Annotated in this window: 17 protein-coding genes and 1 tRNA gene; 14 read left to right on the forward strand and 4 right to left on the reverse strand. The window is 69.6% G+C overall.

What is annotated here, in order from left to right:
* Window positions 1-165: 165 nt before the first annotated feature.
* Complete coding sequence (locus NKG98_RS11575) at window positions 166-1,482, forward strand: MFS transporter (RefSeq protein ID WP_254766076.1); 1,317 nt, start codon at window positions 166-168, stop codon at window positions 1,480-1,482.
* Window positions 1,483-1,486: 4 nt separating this feature from the next.
* Here the strand turns inward: NKG98_RS11575 and NKG98_RS11580 are convergent, their stop codons facing one another.
* Complete coding sequence (locus tag NKG98_RS11580; RefSeq protein WP_254766077.1) at window positions 1,487-1,807, reverse strand: 2Fe-2S iron-sulfur cluster-binding protein; 321 nt, start codon at window positions 1,805-1,807, stop codon at window positions 1,487-1,489.
* Between the two features lie 47 nt (window positions 1,808-1,854).
* Window positions 1,855-2,055 carry a YgaP family membrane protein gene (locus tag NKG98_RS11585; RefSeq protein ID WP_254766078.1) on the reverse strand — a complete coding sequence of 67 codons (201 nt, stop codon included), beginning with the start codon at window positions 2,053-2,055 and terminating at the stop codon, window positions 1,855-1,857.
* Between the two features lie 246 nt (window positions 2,056-2,301).
* Here NKG98_RS11585 and NKG98_RS11590 point away from each other — a divergent pair, with 246 nt between their 5' ends.
* Window positions 2,302-2,757, forward strand: a complete 456-nt coding sequence (locus NKG98_RS11590; RefSeq protein ID WP_254769466.1) for a YbhB/YbcL family Raf kinase inhibitor-like protein — start codon at window positions 2,302-2,304, stop codon at window positions 2,755-2,757.
* 20 nt (window positions 2,758-2,777) lie between these two features.
* On the opposite strand, the gene NKG98_RS11595 is transcribed toward NKG98_RS11590, so the two are convergent.
* Window positions 2,778-4,487 carry an asparagine synthase-related protein gene (locus tag NKG98_RS11595; RefSeq protein ID WP_254766079.1) on the reverse strand — a complete coding sequence of 570 codons (1,710 nt, stop codon included), beginning with the start codon at window positions 4,485-4,487 and terminating at the stop codon, window positions 2,778-2,780.
* 177 nt (window positions 4,488-4,664) lie between these two features.
* On the opposite strand from NKG98_RS11595, the gene NKG98_RS11600 reads away from it, so the two are divergent.
* The 11 genes from NKG98_RS11600 (at window position 4,665) to NKG98_RS11650 (ending at window position 14,765) form a co-directional block, all read left to right on the forward strand.
* A complete protein-coding gene (locus NKG98_RS11600; protein ID WP_254766080.1) occupies window positions 4,665-5,480 on the forward strand; it encodes a BtpA/SgcQ family protein in 816 nt (271 codons plus the stop codon).
* 48 nt (window positions 5,481-5,528) lie between these two features.
* On the forward strand, window positions 5,529-6,533 hold the full coding sequence (locus NKG98_RS11605; RefSeq protein ID WP_254766081.1) for an ABC transporter ATP-binding protein: 1,005 nt from the start codon (window positions 5,529-5,531) through the stop codon (window positions 6,531-6,533).
* On the forward strand, window positions 6,533-7,327 hold the full coding sequence (locus tag NKG98_RS11610) for an ABC transporter permease (protein ID WP_254766082.1): 795 nt from the start codon (window positions 6,533-6,535) through the stop codon (window positions 7,325-7,327). Before NKG98_RS11605 ends, NKG98_RS11610 begins: the two co-directional genes overlap by 1 nt.
* A 73-nt stretch (window positions 7,328-7,400) precedes the next feature.
* On the forward strand, window positions 7,401-8,096 hold the full coding sequence (locus NKG98_RS11615) for a carbonic anhydrase (protein WP_254766083.1): 696 nt from the start codon (window positions 7,401-7,403) through the stop codon (window positions 8,094-8,096).
* 66 nt (window positions 8,097-8,162) lie between these two features.
* Window positions 8,163-8,381, forward strand: a complete 219-nt coding sequence (locus NKG98_RS11620; protein ID WP_254769467.1) for a hypothetical protein — start codon at window positions 8,163-8,165, stop codon at window positions 8,379-8,381.
* Between the two features lie 101 nt (window positions 8,382-8,482).
* Window positions 8,483-8,677: a cold-shock protein gene (locus NKG98_RS11625; RefSeq protein WP_254766084.1), complete on the forward strand. Its 195-nt coding sequence runs from the start codon at window positions 8,483-8,485 to the stop codon at window positions 8,675-8,677.
* A 299-nt stretch (window positions 8,678-8,976) separates the two neighbouring features.
* Window positions 8,977-9,342, forward strand: a complete 366-nt coding sequence (locus tag NKG98_RS11630) for a cupin domain-containing protein (protein ID WP_254766085.1) — start codon at window positions 8,977-8,979, stop codon at window positions 9,340-9,342.
* A 71-nt stretch (window positions 9,343-9,413) separates the two neighbouring features.
* Window positions 9,414-10,592 (forward strand): ABC transporter substrate-binding protein, encoded by a 1,179-nt coding sequence (locus NKG98_RS11635; RefSeq protein WP_254766086.1) that lies wholly within the window; start codon window positions 9,414-9,416, stop codon window positions 10,590-10,592.
* A 2-nt stretch (window positions 10,593-10,594) separates the two neighbouring features.
* The gene (locus NKG98_RS11640; RefSeq protein WP_254766087.1) at window positions 10,595-11,764 is read left to right on the forward strand and encodes a FecCD family ABC transporter permease; all 1,170 of its coding nucleotides are present in this window, start codon (window positions 10,595-10,597) and stop codon (window positions 11,762-11,764) included.
* A gap of 1 nt (window position 11,765) precedes the next feature.
* A complete protein-coding gene (locus tag NKG98_RS11645) occupies window positions 11,766-12,671 on the forward strand; it encodes an ABC transporter ATP-binding protein (RefSeq protein WP_254766088.1) in 906 nt (301 codons plus the stop codon).
* 39 nt (window positions 12,672-12,710) lie between these two features.
* A complete protein-coding gene (locus NKG98_RS11650) occupies window positions 12,711-14,765 on the forward strand; it encodes a DEAD/DEAH box helicase (protein WP_254766089.1) in 2,055 nt (684 codons plus the stop codon).
* Between the two features lie 7 nt (window positions 14,766-14,772).
* On the opposite strand, the gene NKG98_RS11655 is transcribed toward NKG98_RS11650, so the two are convergent.
* The gene (locus tag NKG98_RS11655) at window positions 14,773-15,030 is read right to left on the reverse strand and encodes a pro-sigmaK processing inhibitor BofA family protein (RefSeq protein ID WP_254766090.1); all 258 of its coding nucleotides are present in this window, start codon (window positions 15,028-15,030) and stop codon (window positions 14,773-14,775) included.
* Window positions 15,031-15,111: 81 nt separating this feature from the next.
* On the opposite strand from NKG98_RS11655, the gene NKG98_RS11660 reads away from it, so the two are divergent.
* Window positions 15,112-15,184, forward strand: a tRNA-Pro gene (locus NKG98_RS11660).
* Window positions 15,185-15,336 lie beyond the last annotated feature (152 nt).

The raw sequence follows: 15,336 nt of genomic DNA on the forward strand, positions 1-15,336 counted from the left end.
TTGACATGTAAATAGAACGAGGGTGCGAGTTTGATATAGCGCGTTTCGAGGGGTCGCCCGAAGGGGCCGCCGCTATCACAACAATATTGGTCGGCCGGGCCATCCGCCCGACATGGATCGGTTCGCGGACCGACGCACGAACGTACCCGTCAGACCCTCCCACCGATGAGAAACCGACTGGGCGTCAATCCGCAGGTGCTCGCGCTCGCGCTCGCACGGATGTCGGAGTCCGTCGGCAACTCGTTTCTCATCGTCGTTCTGCCGCTTTTCATCGCCAGCGACTTCGTCACCGGCGAGACGTTCGGGCTGACGGAGGTGTTCATCACCGGGTTCGTCCTCTCGATTTTCGGGCTGGTCAACAGCCCGCTCCAGCCGTTCACCGGACGCCTGTCCGACCGCACGGGACGGCGCAAGGTCTTCGTCCTGTTCGGCCTCACGCTCATCGCCGTGGCGAGTTTCTCCTACTCGCTTGCGTCGACGTACTGGCACCTCGTCGTCCTGCGGGTGTTACAGGGCGTCGCCGGCGCGTTCATCATCCCCACGACGGTCGCGCTCGTCAACGACCTCGCCACCGAGGAGAACCGCGGCGGCAACATGGGCACGTACAACACGTTCCGCCTCGTCGGGTTCGGGGTCGGCCCCATCGCCGCCGGCGGGGTGGTCGCCGCGGGACCGTACTCGATCCCCCTCGGCGGGACGACGCTCTCGATCACCGGCTTCGACGCCGCCTTCTACTTCGCCGCCTCGACCGCCACGCTCGCGTTCGTGCTCGTCCTGACGCTCATCCGCGATCCGGACGTCGAACCGACCGAGACCGACGGCTCGGCCCTCGACGGCATCGCCGTCTTCGACCGGACCGGCGCGCAACTGCTCGACCCCGTGTTCGCCCTCGGCGTCGTCTCGTTTTTCATGGCCGTCGGCATCGCCGTCTTCGCCACCCTCGGGGACATCGTCAACGCGAGACTCGATCAGGGCCCCGAGATGTTCGGCCTCCAGTTCGCGGCGTTCGTCCTCGCCCAGATCTTCCTCCAGGCACCGATCGGCCGCGCGACCGACTTCTACGGCCGGAAGGCGTTCATCCTCTTCGGGACGGTGTTGCTGGTGCCGACGACGCTCGCCCAGGGGCTCGTCCCCGACTTCGCGCTCGCCGGGGGAGTCGTCTCGGACTCGTGGCTGATGTTCGCCGCGCGATTCCTGCAGGGCGTGGCCGGGGCGATGGTGTTCGCGCCGGCGCTCGCGCTCGCGGGCGACCTCGCCCCCGAGGACCGCTCCGGGTCGACGCTGTCCGTGCTCACGATGGCGTTCGGCTTCGGCGTCGCCGCCGGGCCGTTGCTGTCGGGCTTTCTGGTCGCCTGGGGGTTCGCCGTGCCGTTCGCGTTCGCGGCCTTCCTCGCGGCCCTCGGCGTCGTCCTCGTCCTGACGCAGGTCGACGAGGTCACCACGCCGCGGCGGCCGATCCCGCTCGTCGGCTACGTGACCTGAACCGTCAGTCCTCGACCTTCTGACCCCAGAAGCCGCCGTGTTTCGTCACCTCGACGTCGCCCTCGACGCGCGTCTGGCAGGCCAGCCGCAGGCCGGCGTCGGGGTCGTGGGGCGGCAACGAGAGCCGTCGGCGCTCGGCCGGCGTGGGGTCGTCGACGTCTCCCGCGACCGCGACCGCGCAGGTACCGCAGGTGGCTCGTCCGCGACAGTTCGCCGCGTCCGAGAACCCGTTGTGCGGGCTCTCCCCGGCCGAAAGGAGCGCGTCGCGGAGGATCTCTCCCTCCTCGCAGTCGATCTCGCGACCGCGAAAGCGGATCGTCGGCATACCGACCCGTTCGAGGCGTGCGAACGTATAGCTTGGTGGCCCGCGGTTCACGCGTCGGGACAGGTGTCGATCCCGACCAGCGCGTTGACGGGACAGCGACCGACGACCGCGGTCGCGAGCAGGTCGCTGCCGGCGATGAACGCGAGCGTCCCCGGCCACCGCCGGCGGGTGCGGTAGCCGACGACGAGCAGTAGCGCCGCGAGCGCGACGCGGGCGGTTCGGTCGAGGGCACAGACGTTTCGGTCCACACCGGCGGTACGAGACGCTCGCGGATAAGCGTGTGACGGCCACCGCAGGGTTATACGTGGTTCGCGGGCGAACGTTCGACCGTGCGATCCGGCACGCTCGGCGCCGTCGCGCGGCGAACGGTGGTCGCGGGAGCGGGCGCGCTCGCGGCCGGCTGTCTCGGCACGTGGCGACGGGGCGACGACGGGTCCGAGGACGACGAGGCCGGCGGCGCCGGGGACAACCCCGCGAAAGGGGAGGTGACCCAGATGGGAGAACTCACGCTCACGAGCCCGGCGTTCGATCACGGCGAACGGATCCCCGAGAAGTACGGCTACGACGCCGAGAACGTCAACCCGCCGCTGGAAATCGAGGGCGTCCCCGACGAGGCCGAGTCGCTGGCGCTCGCCGTCGACGACCCCGACGCGATCGAACCGGCGGGGAAGGTCTGGGACCACTGGGTGGTGTGGAACGTCCCGCCGGAGACGACCGAGATTCCGGAGGGGTGGGAGCCCGACGACGCCGAAGAGGGGACGAACGACTTCGGCGAGGTCGGCTACGGCGGGCCGAACCCGCCGGACCGCGAGCACCGGTACCGGTTCAAGCTCTTCGCGCTGGAGACGACGCTCGACCTCCCGGCCGGGACCGACGTCGAGGACCTCGGCGAGGCGGTCGAGGGACGGATCGTGGCGCAGACGCAACTCGACGGGGCGTTCCCGGCCTGACGGGCCGGCGCCCGGTCGCCTCAGAGCGCGACCTCGACCGAGCGCGCGTGCGAGGAGACCGTGAGGTCGTCGTTCGACAGCACGCGGTCGCGCCAGACGGCCCAGCTAAGTAGCACCCACCCCATCCCGGGGTAGCGCTCGACGGCCGTCTCCCAGTCGTCGACGGGCGCGAACGCGGGGAGGTCGTACCGGCGCTCGACCTCGACCAGCGGCCCGTCGCGGAGGAACCGCTGGGCCGGCAGGTTCCCGTTGCCCTTCGGCTTCGAGGTCTCGTAGTCGGGAAGTTTCCGGCCGAGCAGCGCCTTCGGGATGGGTTTCCCCTCGCGACCGTCGACGTACCGGTCGGGCGACGGCACCGCCAGCGCCGCCTCGGCGACGGCCCGCGCGGCGAACGGCGCGCGGAACGCCTTCCCCCGGGCGTTGGCCAGCTGGCGGTAGACGTTGATCGTGTTGTCACAGAGGCGGTGGATCCAGTGGCCCCAGTCGAGGTGGGCCGCGAACGTCTCCGAGGCGTCGACGAGCGGGACGCGCTCGCGGACGTACGAGAGCCGGCGGAGCTGTCGGCGTTCGAGCAGTTCGTCGGGGGCGAAGTCGCTCACGTGCGCCATACGGGGGTACTGGGACTGCTTCTGGGCCGCCCCGCGGGGGTTCCACGGCGAGCGGGACAGTCGCTCGGCCATCCGGCGGTGGGTCCGCTGTGCCGGGTGGATCGCGGGGAGGTGCCGGAGGGGGCGGGTCAGCCAGACCGTCCGGGCGAGACCCGCGCCGTGGCCGTACAGGCCCTCGGCCGTCTGTCCGTTGACGTAGACGTCGTACCCGGTGTTCCGGTAACAGAGATCGAACGTCGGCACCTGTAGCTGGTGGGGCGGCATCCCGACCGCGTCGATCGCTTTTTCGAGGTGGTCGGGGAACTCGCGTTCGAGCGCGGTGACCAGTTCGTGGTCGGTGCCGAGCAGCGAACTCGCCCGCATGGCGTACTCGACCTCGAACTCGAACTCGGGGGTCTCGAACGCGGCGCTCGCGCTCGGCGTCCCCTCGGGCAGGTACGTGTGCAAGAGCGTGGAGTCGACGCCGCCGGACAGCATCGTGACCAGTCCCTCCGTCGACCCGTACGAGGTGACGCGATCGAGCGCCGCGTCGAGCGCGCGGACGCCGCCCTCGGCGTCGAGCCGTCGCGGCGCCGACAGCGACTCGGTCACCTCGCGCTCGGGCGCGGCCGGGGGGTCCCAGCGGAGCGTCTCGCCGTGGCCGAGTCGGTCGACCTCCGCCACGTACGTCCCCTCGGGCGTGGTGCGGTAGAGCAGGTGGTCGGCGACGATCCCGCGGGTCACCGTCCGGTCGGCGACCGGGAGGTGGGCGAGCGCGTCCCGGAAGCAGTCCGTCACGACGACCTCCCCCGTCGGCGTCCGGAGGAAGAAGACGTCGTAGCCCGACGTGACCCCGCGGTGGGCGCGAACCGCCGGCCCGTCGGCCGTCGACACCCGCACGAGGCTGAACTCGCCGCCGCTCTCGACGAGGCGGTCGCGGACGTCCTCGAAGGTCGCGCCCGATTCGATGGCCGCCCGCACCCCCGGGTCCGGAACCGCGGCCACGAGCCAGACCGCCGAACCGTCGTCGACGAACTCGGCGTCGGGGTTCGACGCCAGCAGTCGGACGGTCTCCGGCGGGTCGGTCTCGCGTGACGGTTCGACGACGTCGCGACTGGCGTTTCGGGCGGTCAGAGCATCCATCTGGTTCGGTATCGAAGCGATCGGGTAAAGTTACGAACCGGCAACCCTCCGCCCGGCGGGCGGTAGGCGGCCGGTAACCGGGCTTCGTGAGCCCGTAATCCGCCGAGCGACGCGGCGGGACGGTGAGCGGCGAGCGAGTCCGCCAGCGCTTACCGCCCGGGGCGCGACGGGGGCGCCATGGAGTTCGAAGCCACCTTCGACACCCCGAAGCCGATCCTCGGGATGGTCCACCTCGGTCCGCTGCCGGGCAGTCCGGGCTACGACGGCGACCTCGACGCGGTCGTCGAGCTCGCCGTCGCGGACGCGCGGGCGCTCGCCGCCGGCGGCGTCGACGGGATCGTGATCGAGAACTTCGGGGACGCGCCGTTTCACCCCGACGACGTGCCCAAACACACCGTCGCGTCGATGACGCGAGCGGCGGCCGCGGTCGCCGACGCGACCGCGCTCCCGCGTGGGATCAACGTCCTGCGCAACGACGCCGCGGCGGCGGTGTCGGTCGCGGCCGCCGTCGGCGCCGCGTTCGTCCGCGTCAACGTCCACACGGGCGCGCGGGTGACAGACCAGGGCGTCGTCGAGGGGCGGGCCCACGAGACGATCCGCCTTCGCGAGCGCCTCGACGCCGACGTCGCGGTGTTCGCGGACGTCGACGTCAAGCACTCGGAACCGCTGGCGGCCGCGTCCGATCCCGCGGCGGCGTTCGTCGACGGGGTCGAGCGCGGGCTGGCCGACGCCGCGATCGTTTCCGGACGCGGGACCGGCGAGCCGACCGACGTCGACGCCGTGTGCGACCTCGTCGAGGCGCGCGAGCGGGCCGGCCTCGACGCGCCGATCCTCGTCGGCAGCGGGGTCCGCGAGGGGACCGTCGAGGACCTGCTCTCGGTCGCGGACGGAGCCATCGTCGGTACGGCGCTCAAGGAGGGCGGCGAGACGACGGCGCCGGTCGACGAGGAGCGGGTCGCGGCGCTGGTGGCGCGGGCGGACGCGGTGCGGTAAGGCGGCGGTCCAACACCCTTAACCGCGGCCGTGGCCGACCTCGACTCGATGCCACCGGCCATCGAGACCGTCGACCTCGTGAAGGAGTACGGCGACCTCCGGGCGCTCGACGGGCTGTCGCTTTCGGTCGAGGACGGGGAGTTCTTCGGGCTGCTCGGTCCGAACGGCGCGGGGAAGACGACGTTCATCAACACGCTCGTCGGCCTCGTCCGCAAGTCCGGCGGCGAGGCCCGCGTCTTCGGCCACGACGTCGAGACCGACTACCGGCGGGCGCGCGATGCCATCGGCCTCGCCCCACAGGAGTTCAACGTCGACCGCTTCTTCCCCATCCGGGAGGTGCTGATGCACAAGGCCGGCTACCACGGCGTGCCGAAGGCGGAGGCCGCACGCCGGGCCGACGAGGCGCTCAAGCGCGTCGGCATCTACGACAAGCGCGACGAGCGCTTCGACTGGCTCTCCGGCGGGATGAAACGGCGCCTGCTGCTCGCCCGCGCGCTCGTGACCGAACCCGACCTGCTCATCCTGGACGAGCCGACCGCGGGCGTCGACGTCCAGCTACGCCGCGACCTCTGGGAGCTGATCACCGAGTTGAACGACGAGGGGACGACCGTCCTCCTGACGACCCACTACATCGAGGAGGCCGAGCGCCTCTGTGACCGCGTCGCCATCCTCAACGAGGGTCGAAAGGTGACCGTCGCGACCCCCGACGAACTGAAACGCCGCGGGACGGACACGATCGCGGTGAGCCTCGAATCGTCGCCCGAGGCCGCGGCGGTGGAGGCCGCCGTCGACGGCTACGCCCACGACGTCTCCGTCGCCGGCGACCGCCTCGAAGTCCGCGTCGACGACGGCGGCTCGACCGCGCCGAGACTGCTGCGCGACCTCGAGGCCGCCGGCTACGGGATCGTCGACCTCGAAATCTCGCGGACGTCGCTCGAAGAGATCTTCGTCGACCTCACGCGCCGCGAGGACCGGACGGTGACGCGGTCGGGAGCCGGCGAGTCCGCCGAGGAGGCCGAACCCGAGCCCGAACGAACGGAGGGGGTCGCCTGATGTGGACCGTCGGGGCGCGCGCGCTCTTCCGGCGCGAGGTGCTGCGGTTCGTTCGCCGGCCGAAGAACACGTTCATGCCGCCGGCGATCACGAACGTGCTCTACTTCGCGGTGTTCGGGGTGATCCTCGGCGGCCGGATCGACCGGATCGCCGGCTTCGACTACATCCTCTTCATCCTGCCCGGCCTCATCGTGCTGGGAACGATCTCGAACGCCTTCGAGAACGCCTCGTTCTCGATCTTCCACGGCCGGTGGAACGAGTACATCCACGAGACGCTCACCTCGCCGCTGTCGTACCTCGAGATGATCGTCGCCTACGTCGCCGCCAGCGCCGTCCGCGGGCTGATCGTCGGCGTCATCATCGCCCTCGTGGGCCGGCTGTTCGTGCCCATCAGCGTCGAGAACGGGCTCTTCCTCGTCGGGACGATGGTCGTCATCTCGGCGCTGTTCGCCGGTTTCGGGATCATCGGTGGCCTCGTCGCGCGGGACTTCGACGACCTCACCGTGATGAACCAGTTCATCCTCCGGCCGCTGGTGTTCTTCGGCGCGGTCTTCTACTCGCTGACGATCCTGCCGCCGACGTGGCGGTACGTCTCGCTTTTGAACCCGATGGTCTACATGGTCGACGGCGTCCGCTACGGCCTGCTTGGCTACTCCGACTTCCTCAGGCTCGCCCCCGCGGCCTACGCCGAGGTCGTCCCCGTCCTTTCGCTGGGGGTGCTCACGGCGCTGACGGCCGTCGTCCTCGCGGTCGACGTCTACCTGTTCAAGGTCGGCTACGGCCTGACCGACTGAGGCGGGGTTCGGGTTCGACCGGGTCGTCGCCGAGGTGAAACCGTTTTGGTGTCCCCGGCACCCATAAGCCCGTATGGCAGAGGAGACACTGTTCGAGTTGCTCGCGGGCAACGCCGCACACGTCGACGCGCTCCCCGACGACTACTTCGCCGACGTAGCCGACGAACAGCGCCCGAGCGTCGTGACGGTCTGCTGTTCGGACTCGCGCGTCTCCCAGGAGGGGATGTGGAACGTCGAGGAGCCGGGGACGGTCTTCACGCCGAGCAACATCGGCAACCAGGTCTGGGACGCCCACGAGGGCGAGCGCATCGTCGACGGGGGCGTCCTCTACCCGATCCACCACACCGGGACGGAGACGGCCGCCGTCGTCGGCCACACCGGCTGCGGGGCGGTGACGGCCGCCTACCGGGTCGCGACCGGCGAGGAACCGCCGGGCCCCGAGGGGGTCGCGAAGTGGGTCGACCTGCTGGTGCCGGTGGTCGAGGCGGGGCTGGACAGCGACCTCGTCGACGCCGACGCGGACGACGAGCGGGTCGTGAACCAGCTCGTCGAGTACAACGTCCGCCGGCAGGCCGCGTTTCTGCGCGAGTCGGACGCGGTTCCCGAGTCGGTCGCCGTCTACGGCTTCGTCTACGACCTCCACGGCGCCTACGGCGACGCGCCGGGTCGGGCGTACCTCGTCGACCACGAGGGCGAGCGCGACCCCGAGCGAATCGCCGACTCGCTCCCCGAGGCCTACCGGGGGGCCGCGCGGAGCCTGCTCGGCTGAGTCGCGACGCCAGATTATTACGCTCCCGCTCGAAAGGACCACCCGATGGCGCCGACCCTCGACCGACTGCGGGCGTTCCTCGCGTCCGACGTGGGCTTTTACTACGCCGTGGGCGCGTTCACCATCGCCATCTTCGTGGTCGGGATCGCCGCGCTCGCGGCGGTGACCCCGCGAGGGGTCGGCACGCGCGAACTGGCCGGCCTCGCCGGCGGCTTCTTCCTGTTCATGATCGTCTACTTCGTCTCGGTGGCGGTCCACCGGCTGGAGGACGGCGACGGCTGGTAGAAACCGGCGCTCGCGGCCGCCGGAAGCGCGCTCGCGGCCGCGTTCCGGGTCGTGCGACGCATCGGAAGTATTATCCGTGGGCGCCGTTTCCCCCTAGAAGCATGGCGAAAGGCACCGTTGATTTCTTCAACGACACTGGCGGTTACGGATTCATCTCGACTGAGGACGCGGACGACGACGTATTCTTCCACATGGAAGACATCGGCGGTCCGGATCTCGAGGAGGGACAGGAACTGGAGTTCGAAATCGAGCAGGCCCCCAAGGGCCCGCGCGCGACGAACGTCCAGCGTCTGTAAGGCGAATTCGCGGAGGTATCGGCACTTCAGAACAGTATTTTACGCCGACGAGCGACGGCGCCGTCGACGTGTCGGACCCCCAGCCGCGCGTGTCGGATCGATAATGTAATTACGGCGGCAGATCGTAGGCTGGCGTATGACCCTCCACGCGATGAGCGTCCCCGAACTGACCGTCGTCCTGTTCAACTTCACACTCTTCGTGGCCGCGGTCGGCGGCCTCTGGTTCCTCCTGTCGAAGGTTCGGCGAGCCGTCTGAGACGACCCGGACGATTTTGTGGTCTCGGCCCCGACTCGGGGGCATGACCGAGCCACTGATCCGCCGCAGCGACGAGGTCGAGTACGAAACCGTCGACGCCGCCGACGGCCTCCGGAAGGGCGTGCTGATCGGCGACGAACACGGCGCGCCGACCTTCGCGATTCGACGGTTCACCCTCGAACCGGGCGCGGAGGTGCCCAGACACGTAAACGAGGTCGAACACGAGCAGTACGTCCTCGAAGGGGAGTACGTCGTCGGAATCGGGGACGAGGAGTACGAGGTGCGCGCGGGCGACTCGCTTTTGATCCCCGCCGGGACCGTCCACTGGTACCGCAACGCGGGCGACGAACCCGGGGCGTTCATCTGCGCGGTGCCCAACGGCGACGACGCCATCGAACTGGTGGAGTAACTCTCGCCGCGCCATCAATTAGGCCGACCTAAAACGACGCACTTTTCAACAATTAGGCGAGCCTAAAACGTATGCGACGAACCCGATCGACGCGGCGCGCCGTCCTCGCGGCGGGGACGGCCGCCCTGGGCGCGATGGCCGGTTGCGTCAGCGGCACCGAGCGCGAAGCGAACGGCGACGGAAGCGACGGCGGATCCGGAGACGGCGCGGAGGAGGACGGGGCCGACGGCGACGGGACGGGTGCCTCCGAACCCTACGACGTCTCGATGGTTCCCGTCGGCGAGGTAACCTTCGAGTCGCCGCCGGAACGCTGGCTCGCCTACGAGAGCGACTACGCCGACATGGGCGTCGCGCTCGGCGTCGGCGACGGGCTGGCGGCCGTCGGCGAACCCCACCGCTACCACCCCGAGTACTACGCGGAACTCGGGATCCCACACGTCGAGGAGCCGACGCCGCTGTGGAACGACGGCGTCGACAAGGAGCTGTTTTACGAACTCGACGTCGACGTCCACCTCGTCGACCCGAACTGGCTCGAGCACAACGGGGCGTTCGGCCTCGAACGCGCGGACGTCGACGAAATCGGCGAGAACGTCGCGCCGTTCGTCGGCAACACGATCTTCCGGCGGACCGACGAGTGGCACGACTACGAGTACTACACGCTGTACGAGGCCTTCGAGAAGGTCGCCGAGGTGTTCGACCGCGTCGACCGATACGAGGCCTTCGCCGCGCTCCACGAGGAGTTCCTCGCCGAGATCGAGGCCTCGCTGCCCCCGGCGGACGAGCGCCCCGACGGCCTCCTCGCCTGGGTCGGCTCGGACGAACCGGAGGAGTTCTACCCCGCGCTGATCGGCGACGAGGGCGCGAGCACGAAGCACTTCCGCGACCTCGGCGTCGGCGACGCGCTGGCGGACACCGGCGTCGAGGGCCTGAGCACGGACGACCGCGGGACGATCGACTACGAGGCCATCCTCGACGTCGACCCGGACGCGCTCTTCCTGCGCGGCCACGAGGGCAAGAGCCGTGCCGAGTTCGAGGAGACCGTCCTCGCGCACATGCGCGACCACGAGGTCGCGAGCGACCTCGCGGCGGTCCGGGAGGGACGGGTCTTCCGCGGCGGACCGATCTACCAGGGGCCGATCTACAACCTGTTCGTCGCCGAGCGCACGGCACGCGAGTGCTACCCGCAGCGGTTCGACCGCGAGCTGTTCGACCGCGAGCGCGTCGCGGAGATCGTCGCGGGCGGCGCCTGAGCATGGCCGGTGGGCTGTCGAACGGACGCGGCTCCGTCGCCGAGGAGTCCGGGCGGCTCCCGTGGATCGACTCGACGCTCCTCGGCGTCGCGCTCGCGAGCGTCGCGGTCGTACTCGTCTCGCTGGGCGTCCAGGTGAGCTTCGGGACGTACACGATGTCGGTCGGCGACGCCTGGTACGCCCTCCTGGACGCCGACGTCTGGTACGACGAGCGGGTGTTGCTGTCGTTCCTGCTGGGCGAGGAGCTGATGCGGACCGTCCTCTTCGTCCCGGAGAGCTACCGGCTGCCGGAGCTGGCGACGGGAACGAACATCGTCTGGAACATCCGCTTCCCGCGGGTGCTGGCCGGCATCTTCGTCGGAATGAACCTCGCCGTCTCGGGGGCGATCTTCCAGGCGGTCACCAGGAACGAACTCGCCAGCCCGTACATCCTCGGCGTCTCCTCCGGCGCCGGGCTCGCGATCCTGCTGACGCTGGTCGTCTTCGCGGGGATGGCGAGCCTGCTGCCCGTCGCCGCCGCGCTCGGCGGCGCGGCCGCCTTCCTCGTGGTGTACGCGATCGCGTGGAAAGGCGGCACGAGCCCCATCAGACTCGTCCTCGCGGGCGTCATCGTCGCGACGATCTGCAACTCGCTGCAGACCGCGCTCTACCTCTTCGCGGAGGACATCTCGACGGTCCAGTCGGCCGTCGCGTGGACGACCGGGTCGCTCACCGGCGCCGACTGGGGCGACGTGCGGCTCGTCTTCCCGTGGACCGTGCTCTCGATGGCGCTCGCGCTCGCGGGCTCGCGCCAGCTGAACGTGCTCCTGCTGGGCGAGCGGACCGCGGGCGCGCTCGGGATGTCCGTCGAGCGCGTCCGCTTCGGCCTCTCGGGGGTCGCGATCCTCGCCGCCGCGGCCTCGATCGCCGTCGCCGGCATCGTCGGCTTCGTCGGCCTCATCGTCCCGCACGTGGTGCGGACGATCGTCGGCAGCGACTACAAGCGGCTGCTGGTCGGCTGTCTGTTCGTCGGTCCCGCGCTGCTGGTGTCGGCCGACGTCGGTGCGCGCCTCGGGATGCAGGTGCTGTTCGACAGCGCGAACCAGCTCCCCGTCGGCATCCTCACCGGGCTGATCGGCGGGCCGTACTTCCTCTACCTCATGCGGCGGCGCCAGCGACTGGGTGATCTCTGAGATGCCCGACTCGACGAACGACCTCCGCTCGCGACCCGCCGACGACGGCTCCGAGGGATCGACCGACGCCCCCACTAGGTCCGAGCCGGGCCCGGGACCGCCGGCTGTCGCCAGCCGGCTCGTCGGCGAGGACCTGGAGATCGGCTACCCGACGACCGAGGAGCCGGTCGTCGACCTCGACCGGCTCGACCTCCCCGCGGGCGAGGTGACGGCGCTGGTCGGCCCGAACGGCAGCGGGAAGTCGACGCTCCTGAAGTCGCTCGCGCGCCAGCTCGAGCCCGAGGCGGGCGTCGTCTACCTCGACGGCACCGACGTCGAGACGTTCGGGAACAAGGCGTTCGCCCGCCGGGTCGGCCTGCTCTCCCAGGAGAACGAGTCACCCGGCAGCGTGAGTGCGGAGGAGCTGATCTACTACGGCCGGTACCCCCACCGCGGCGTCTTCGACACCGTCGACGAAGACGACCGGGAGGCCGTCGAACGCGCGATCGAGCTCGCGGGGGTCGAGCACCTCCGCGGCGAGCCCCTCGGCGAGCTGAGCGGCGGCCAGAAGCAGCTCGTCTGGATCGCGATGGTACTGGCCCAGGAGACCGACGTCCTCCTGCTCGACGAGCCGACGAACCACCTCGACCTCCACCACCAGCTCCGCGTGATGGAGGTCGTCGAGACGTTGAACGAGGAGCGCGGCGTCACGGTCGGCGTCGTCCTCCACGACGTCGCCCAGGCAGCCCGCCACGCGGACAACCTCATCGCGCTCCTGGACGGCGACGTCTACGACTGGGGGCCGCCGAACGAGGTCGTCACCGACGAGCTACTGGAGGAGGTCTTCGGCGTGATCGCCACCGTCGGCTACGGCGAGGAGGGGCCGACGATCATGCCCCACCGGCCGGTCGACGCGGACGAAACCTAGTCCGAATCGCTCAAGTACGCCAGCCATCTACCGGCTATCGTGTCACAGCAGGTCGGCGAGGTCGAGACCATCTTCTGTCACGAGACCGGCAACGACTACCTCGTGGTCGTCACCCGGGACGGCGAGCGGCTGTTCCGGGCGAAACTCGGCCTCTCGGAGACCTCCGCCGGCCCCCGCCCCGCGAAGTTCCGCATCAAGCGCGGCTCCAGCGAGGAACCCCGCCAGCCCGACGAGTTCGTCGAACTCGCCCGCCGGGCCGACCGCATCCGCATCTCCGAGCAGACCTCCCCCGAGGGGCGAAAGGAACTGCGGGAGATGTTCGGGGGCTACCAGCTGGAGGCGAAGGCGGTCCGGACCTGCCGGTACTGTGCCTCCTCGGGGCGGTACTCGCCGATCACGACCGAGACGGCGATCAAGGACGGCCAGGACTGGATCTGTACGGACTGTGCGAGCCGGGAACTCGAACGACAGCTCTCGTACGTCGGCGACGTCACCGGCGCGGCCAGGGAACGCCTCGAAGAGCTGATGCTCGAAGTGCAGGACCTCGAACGGATCGTCAACCTCCTGAAAGGCCGGCTCGACCCCGACCTCACGAAGTTCGACACCATCTCGGCGACGGTCGACGAGGTCGATCCCGTCCACGTGGACTCGCTGGGCCTGCACCCGAAGCTACAGGGGATGCTCGAAGACCGCTTCGACACCCTGTTGCCGGTCCAGAGCCTCGCGGTCGAAAACGGCCTGTTCGACGGCGACGACCAACTCGTCGTCTCGGCGACGGCGACCGGGAAGACCCTCGTCGGGGAGATGGCCGGCATCGACCGCGTCCTCGAAGGGGAGGGGAAGATGCTGTTTCTCGTCCCCCTCGTGGCGCTGGCGAACCAGAAGTACGAGGACTTCCGGGACGAGTACGGCCACCTCGTCGACGTCTCGATCCGGGTCGGCGCGAGCCGCATCGCCGACTCGGGCAACCAGTTCGACCCCGACGCCGACGTCATCGTCGGCACCTACGAGGGGATCGACCACGCCCTGCGGACGGGCAAGGAACTGGGCGATATCGGGACGGTCGTCATCGACGAGGTCCACACCCTCAAGGAGGAAGAGCGCGGCCACCGCCTCGACGGGCTGATCTCGCGGCTGAAGTACACCACCGAGCGACGCGCAAAGCGCCGCGACGACTACGGGGGTGCCCAGTGGATCTACCTCTCGGCGACCGTCGGCAACCCCGAGCAGCTTGCGGCGGCGCTCGAATCGAAGCTGATCGAGTTCGAGGAGCGGCCCGTCCCGATCGAACGCCACGTCACGTTCGCCGACGGCCGCGAGAAGGTCCGCGTCGAGAACAAACTCGTCAAGCGGGAGTTCGACACCGAGTCCTCGAAGGGTTACCGCGGCCAGACGATCATCTTCACCAACTCGCGGCGGCGCTGTCACGAGATTTCGCGCAAGCTCGAGTACGCGGCCGCCCCCTACCACGCCGGCCTCGACTACAAGCGCCGCAAGACCGTCGAGCGAAAGTTCGGCGACCAGGAACTCGCGGCCGTCGTGACGACGGCGGCGCTCGCGGCCGGCGTCGACTTCCCGGCCTCGCAGGTGATCTTCGACTCGCTGGCGATGGGCATCGAGTGGCTCTCCGTCCAGGAGTTCCACCAGATGCTCGGCCGGGCGGGCCGGCCGGACTACCACGACGAGGGGAAGGTGTACCTCCTCGTCGAGCCCGACTGTTCCTACCACAACTCGATGGAGATGACCGAAGACGAGGTCGCGTTCAAGCTCCTCAAAGGCGAGATGGAGTCGGTGATGACCCACTACGACGAGGACGCGGCCGTCGAGGAGACGCTCGCGAACGTCACCGTCGGCGGCCGGGCCGCCAAGGGGCTCAACGACCGGATGCTCGGCGAGGTGCCGACGAAACACGCGATCGGCAAGCTCTTGGAGTACGAGTTCATCGACGGCTTCGAGCCGACGCCGCTGGGTCGCGTCGTCACCGAACACTTCCTCGAACCGGGCGAGGCGTTCGCGCTGCTCGACGGCATCCGCAAGGACGCCCACCCGTACGACCTCGTCGCCGACATCGAGTTGCGCGACGCCGACCTCTGAGCGCCGGTCAGGGGACGAACGCGATCCCGAACAGCGACAGCAGGATCACGAGCAACGCGCCGGGGAACCCCCCGACCGCGACGATGACCAGCGCGACGGTCGTGACGGCGACCTGGAGGCCGAACACCGCCTGCGCGAGAAACAGGACGAGGAGACCGACGACCGCGTTGACGATGAACGGCCGTACCGTCCGTACGACCGTCGAGGCGCCGAGGACGGCGGCGAGCACGAGGACTAACAGGAGAATTTCGAGTCCCGTAACCATACAAACGCTAGCGCTGCAACGGACAAAACCGTTCGGAACGGAACGAAACCCTTTACGGCTCGGCCGCGAAAGGCGTCGTACGGGACCGTGGGTTAGCCTGGTATACTTCGGGCCTTGGGTGCCCGTGACCGCGGTTCAAATCCGCGCGGTCCCACTCCTCCGTGACGAACGGCCGTGAGGAGCGAGGCGTGAACGGAGCGCGGGTTTGAATCGGGGAGGAGCTTCGCGCCGACCGCTGTTCGAATCCGTGCAGTTACGACCAGCGCGCGAGACGAGGCCATCGGGAGAGCGCGGGGGACGCGGATC

This window comes from Salinilacihabitans rarus (assembly GCF_024296665.1).
Taxonomy (GTDB): Archaea; Halobacteriota; Halobacteria; order Halobacteriales; family Natrialbaceae; genus Salinilacihabitans; species Salinilacihabitans rarus.